Annotated in this window: 5 protein-coding genes and 1 pseudogene; 2 read left to right on the top strand and 4 right to left on the bottom strand. The window is 64.3% G+C overall.

Annotated features, from left to right (window positions below):
- Nucleotides 1-97: 97 nt before the first annotated feature.
- Both ACFRAU_RS25955 and ACFRAU_RS25950 read right to left on the bottom strand, forming a co-directional pair.
- A complete protein-coding gene (locus ACFRAU_RS25955; RefSeq protein WP_378002006.1) occupies nt 98-361 on the bottom strand; it encodes a hypothetical protein in 264 nt (87 codons plus the stop codon).
- Nucleotides 362-392: 31 nt separating this feature from the next.
- A complete protein-coding gene (locus ACFRAU_RS25950) occupies nt 393-689 on the bottom strand; it encodes a hypothetical protein (protein ID WP_377998191.1) in 297 nt (98 codons plus the stop codon).
- Between the two features lie 239 nt (nt 690-928).
- On the opposite strand from ACFRAU_RS25950, the gene ACFRAU_RS25945 reads away from it, so the two are divergent.
- Together ACFRAU_RS25945 and ACFRAU_RS25940 are read left to right on the top strand one after the other, a co-directional pair.
- Nucleotides 929-1,966 (top strand): exonuclease domain-containing protein, encoded by a 1,038-nt coding sequence (locus ACFRAU_RS25945; protein ID WP_378002005.1) that lies wholly within the window; start codon nt 929-931, stop codon nt 1,964-1,966.
- 4 nt (nt 1,967-1,970) lie between these two features.
- A pseudogene (locus ACFRAU_RS25940) lies at nt 1,971-2,111 on the top strand (ZIP family zinc transporter); the annotation flags it as partial.
- A 487-nt stretch (nt 2,112-2,598) separates the two neighbouring features.
- On the opposite strand, the gene ACFRAU_RS25935 reads toward ACFRAU_RS25940, so the two are convergent.
- On the bottom strand, nt 2,599-3,996 hold the full coding sequence (locus ACFRAU_RS25935) for a GAF domain-containing serine/threonine-protein kinase (protein ID WP_378002004.1): 1,398 nt from the start codon (nt 3,994-3,996) through the stop codon (nt 2,599-2,601).
- Between the two features lie 138 nt (nt 3,997-4,134).
- Nucleotides 4,135-4,392 (bottom strand): hypothetical protein, encoded by a 258-nt coding sequence (locus ACFRAU_RS25930; RefSeq protein WP_377998194.1) that lies wholly within the window; start codon nt 4,390-4,392, stop codon nt 4,135-4,137.
- Nucleotides 4,393-4,760: the final 368 nt, after the last annotated feature.

Below are 4,760 nucleotides of genomic sequence, written 5' to 3'. Positions count from 1 at the left end.
CCCGCCATCCCATCCAGATGGTGGACCAGGGCGGCAACTTGAAGCACCATTCAGAGCAGGGAGCCGAACCCGCCGTCGGGCTTTCCTGAAACCGCGGCTATTCGAAGAACTCGATCCGAGGTTCGCCCTGGACGCCGCCGCGCTGCATTGCGTCCTTCAGATCAGGGTTGGCGAAGAACGCCTTGGCGGTGTCCACGGTGTCGAAGTGGTGGATCACCAGGACGTTGTCCGGATCGCCGTCCATGCGGTAGACGGACTCGGTGGTCACACCGCCGTCCTTCTGCAATCCGGCGACGGAATCGTAAACCTTGCGCCAAGCGTCGTAGTCGTCAACACGGTGCAGGACGAGTGAAACAGCCATGATACTTCTCCTTTGAAGCAGCGGATTACGTCTAAGCTTCCGGCCCTGCGGTCAGGAAATTGTGGACCTCGAAGAAGGTGATGTCCGGCTTCTCCGACATACCCACCTCGGCCATGAAAGGTTCGGTCTTCTCCCGGGTGAATGCCTCGAATGCCTCCCGGCTCTGCCACGTGTCCACCACACGGATGCCATTTTCCGTGGCCGACACCCAGTGCGTCAGGCCGCCCGGGGCGCCTGGCCCGCCCTTGGTGAAGCCCATTTTTTCGATGACTTGGTCGTACTGCTCAAGCGTTGCTCCGGGAATATCCAGGATGACGGCGACAGGCATGACTTGCTCCTAAAACTTGCGGAACCACCTGAGACGGCCCGGGATTGGACCGCCTGAGGCTTTGCTACTCCCGCCCGGGCGGCCTGTCAACGGTCTTTTCATTGGCCGAATGGCGCACGTCACATTTTTGGCAGACGACGTAATCCGGCATCCCCTCTGCAAGAATGGCGAAGTCATGTGCGGGAGGTCACAAGCAACGGCGCTTGCGGCCTCCCGCGCCATGCCCTGGGGAGGCAAGCATGTCAGGAATCAGTTTTACGGCCATCGACTTCGAAACGGCCAACAGCCACCGCGGCTCGGCGTGCGCCGTCGGCCTGGTGAAGGTCCGGGACGGACGCATCGTGGATGCGGCGTCGTGGCTCATCAAGCCGCCGCCCGGCATCGACGACTTTGATCCCATCAACGTGGAGCTCCACGGCATCACCGAACACGACGTCCAGAACGCCGCCGACTGGGAGATGTCACTCGAAGGCATCCTGCAGTTCGTCTGTGAGGACCCGCTCGTGGCGTTCGACGCCGCCTACGACGCCTCCGTGATGCGCCAAGCCACCGAGCACCGGCACCTGGACCTGCCGGCCAAGGACTTCTACTGCGCGCTGCACCTCGCCCAGGACCACCTGCCCCTGCCGCAGCACCGCCTCAGCGACGTGCTCGCCGCCCTGGACCTTCCTCCGGTTCAGCGGCATGAACCGCGGGCGCACGCGCTGGCCTGCGCCCGGATAGTGCTGGCCATCGCGGACACTCGCGGGTTCAGTACCCTGGCCGAGGTCTGGGAAGAGCCGACGACGGCGGTCGGCAAGCGCCGCCGTGGCCGGCGCGTCCGCACCGACGCCGACCCGGAGGCTGAATCGCCGGGGGAGCCGGATGCCACCTTCGCGGTGGCGCCCGACGCCGGTACCCGCCGGATTGCCGACAGTGGCGGGAACGCTGGGGCCGGCAGCGTCGACCTGCTGCCGCTGAACCGGGCCGGGGCTAAGCGAGCCGACGTCGGGCGCGCTCCACTCGAGCGCGCTGAACCCGGCAGCGCCGCCCGACCAGCTGCCGCGAAGCGCACCCTAAGCACCGCAGCGGGACTGGTGCTGTTCGCGCTGGGTGTGGCGGCCGCCGTCGGACTCGCCTACCTCACGGGACTCACCATCCGCTTCTTCGCCGCTGGTGAGACGGTCACCGCTGCAATGACAGTCGCCGCGGCCACGGCAACCATGGGGGCGATCTGGGCCTGCATCACCCGGGGCTGGCACCGGCTCCAACCCGGAAAACTAACGCCCGGCAATTGACCCGCAGCCCACCGAAAAGGACGATCCGGGCATCGGCGCGGCCATCGCCGTCGGGGCACTCCTGGACGGCATTCCGGAATCAGTGGTCCTCGGCCTGGGCCTCATCACGGCAGGCACCGGGTACCCGGTTCCCCTGGTGGGGATTCCAAAGTGACCCCGACGACGGGTGGGCGGCGACGCTGGCGTCCTCCCGCCGTCGGGCTTAATTTGAGCGGTCCCGGGGGGCCGCTCAGGCTGCGGTGACCGTAGTTCTCCGTGGAGCGAAGGAGGCCCAGTGTGCGTGCCTGGCCATGAACTGGCGCGGATTCAGAGAGGTCGGGACGGAGGGGTTCGGTTCACTGAAACCCCCGTGGTGAGCCAGCCAACCGTTCACCATCGCAACGTCGCCGTCGTTGATGTGGATGTCCAAAATTGCCACTGCCGACCTCCCATGCTCTGGGACCGGAAGCAGAGCTTGAAACGCAAGTCCATGTCGCCCCCCAATTGCGTTTACAGACAGCACTTATGGTGGTCGGGGCAGCCTAGAGAAAGCTTGTGACGGGACAATTTGACGCGCATGTCCTCACATGCGCAGGCTTCGGTTTTGGTTGGCCGCGCTGGTTGCCAGCCCTAATTCCCGGTCCCAGTGCGTGCTAGTTGCCGACGGCAGAGTCCATCGGAGTGCCGGTCAACCCGGCTGCGTCAAGCCGCAGATCAAGGTCGGTCATGACCATTGCGGCCAAATCGCGCAGATTGGCGTTGTCCTCCGGGGACATGGTGCGCGGTTCGAAGTCGAGGATGCACAGCGTGCCCAGATTGTATCCGTCCCTGGTCTTGAGGGGGGCGCCGGCATAGAACTTCAGGCCGAACTCACCGGCCACCAGCGGATTGAGGAGCGTCCGCGGGTCCTCCGGGGCGTTCTCCACCACCCAGAGACCATCCTGCATAATCGCTGACGCGCAGAGGCCGGGCTCCCTGCTGATCTGCCCAACGTCCAAGCCGTGGTGGGACTTGAACCAGATCCGGTCATGATCGACGATCGACACGATCGCCACCGGCACCGAGAAGAGCCTGGCCGCCAGCGCCGTGATTCTGTCGAAGGCGCCATCCGGGGGAGTGTCCAGGATGCCGTAGCTGTGCACCGCCTCCATCCGGGCTTCCTCGTCAGCGGGAAGGACAGAGGCATCCACCTTATGCTTTCCCCGGCTGCTCAGGGACAGTTCGTACAGGGCCTGGCTTACCTCGCTGGTGGAGGGCCTATCCTCCGGATTCCGCGCCGTCATTGCGGCCAGGAGGAGCCGCCACTCCGGCTCAACGTCGTCAGGGATGTGGGGGTCGTCCATCAGGCGGGCGAGGGCGCTCTGCAGCGGGTCACCCGGAAAGGCCTGCTGCCCGGTTAGGCTCTCGAGCAGCACCAGGCCCAGGGAGTACACATCGCTGGGCGGCCCAATGGGCTGGGCCTTCGCCTGCTCCGGGCTCAGGTAGCCCGCGGTGCCAAGGAATCCGCCGTCGTGCAGGTTCGGCGCATCAGCCATGAGCGCGATGCCGAAATCCGTCAGTTTTGCGTGCATCCGTGCGGTGTCGTGCTGGTAGTCGAACACCAGGATGTTGCCGGGCTTCACGTCGCGGTGCACCACGCCGCTTTCATGGATGTAGGCCAGGGCGTCCGCCACGTCGTAGCCGATCTCGGCCGTGTGCCGGGAGGAGAGCGGGCCTTCGACGAGGCGGCGCTTGAGATCAGGGCCCTCGACAAGCTCCATGACCATGTAAATGCGGCTGCGGCCAAGCTCTTCCCGGTCCACGCCGGCGTCAAGGAGCGTGATCAGGCTGTGGTGGTTCAGGGCCGCGAGGACTTTTACTTCAGCGTCATCATCGCGTGCGGCTTCGTGCGCCGCGTTGCTTCGGTTAATCACCTTGAGGGCTACCTCGCGCTGAAGGGATTCATCCACGGCCCGGTATACGTTCGCCATGGCGCCGGAGCCGATTTGCTCCACCACGCGGTACCTGCCGCCAATGACTGTGCCTTCTGGGATGCCGGGTTGTACGGCCATGGGGTACCTTGATTCCCGCCCTGCCCTGGGGGCCGGCGATATGAGTGCGTTGAAGCGTTATGACAGCAGTGTGCGCCAGAGACAAAGTTTTGGGTACACGGAAAGAGCCGATTTCCATCGGCTCTTTCCGGTGTCGGCCTAGATGAGGCTGGGGGCGCTCGCGAGGATGTAATCTGCGGCTGCAGGCCCGGTCATCGCCAGTTCGCAGTTCTGCGGATCGATGCCGTTCGCCTTGAGCGCTGCAAACAAAGCGGCTGGGGCATCCGGCTGCACGTTGTGAATCAGGCACCAGCTCGTGTACAGGCCATAAAGCTCGTCCGGGCCGAGGACCGTGTCGGTCTCGCGCTCCGTGGTGAGCGCCTCTGCAACAAACTGTTCAAACTGGGTGGCGTGCATTTTTGGCTCCTCAAAAGGGCATGTACATTGATCCGCCGTTTCTGCTTCAGCGATAACGGATCTCCGCCAAAGGGGCCAGCGATCTACCTGAAATTTATGCGAGACAGACTGTTCTGTCTAGTTGAGCCTGCAACGCGCAAATTAGCATTCGGAACGCCAATTTCGGTGGACGGCAGCGACGCCGGGCCGCCGGCATTTGCTCTCCGCGTGGTCTGGCGAGAAGGCTCGCCTGAGAGTGGGCTGATCCGCCGCCGGGGGCCGATTTGCGTGGGGCTTTGGGGGCGTGTAGAGTCTTTCGAGTCGCCGCCGCTGATGCGGAAAGATAGCGACCGACCCCCTTTCAAATGGCCTGGAAAATGGTGCGCTTA

It is taken from the genome of Arthrobacter sp. NPDC056691, from assembly GCF_042791415.1.
Taxonomy (GTDB): Bacteria; Actinomycetota; Actinomycetes; order Actinomycetales; family Micrococcaceae; genus Arthrobacter.
Note: the sequence above shows the minus strand (reverse complement) of the source record. Positions and strands in the feature narration are given on the sequence as shown.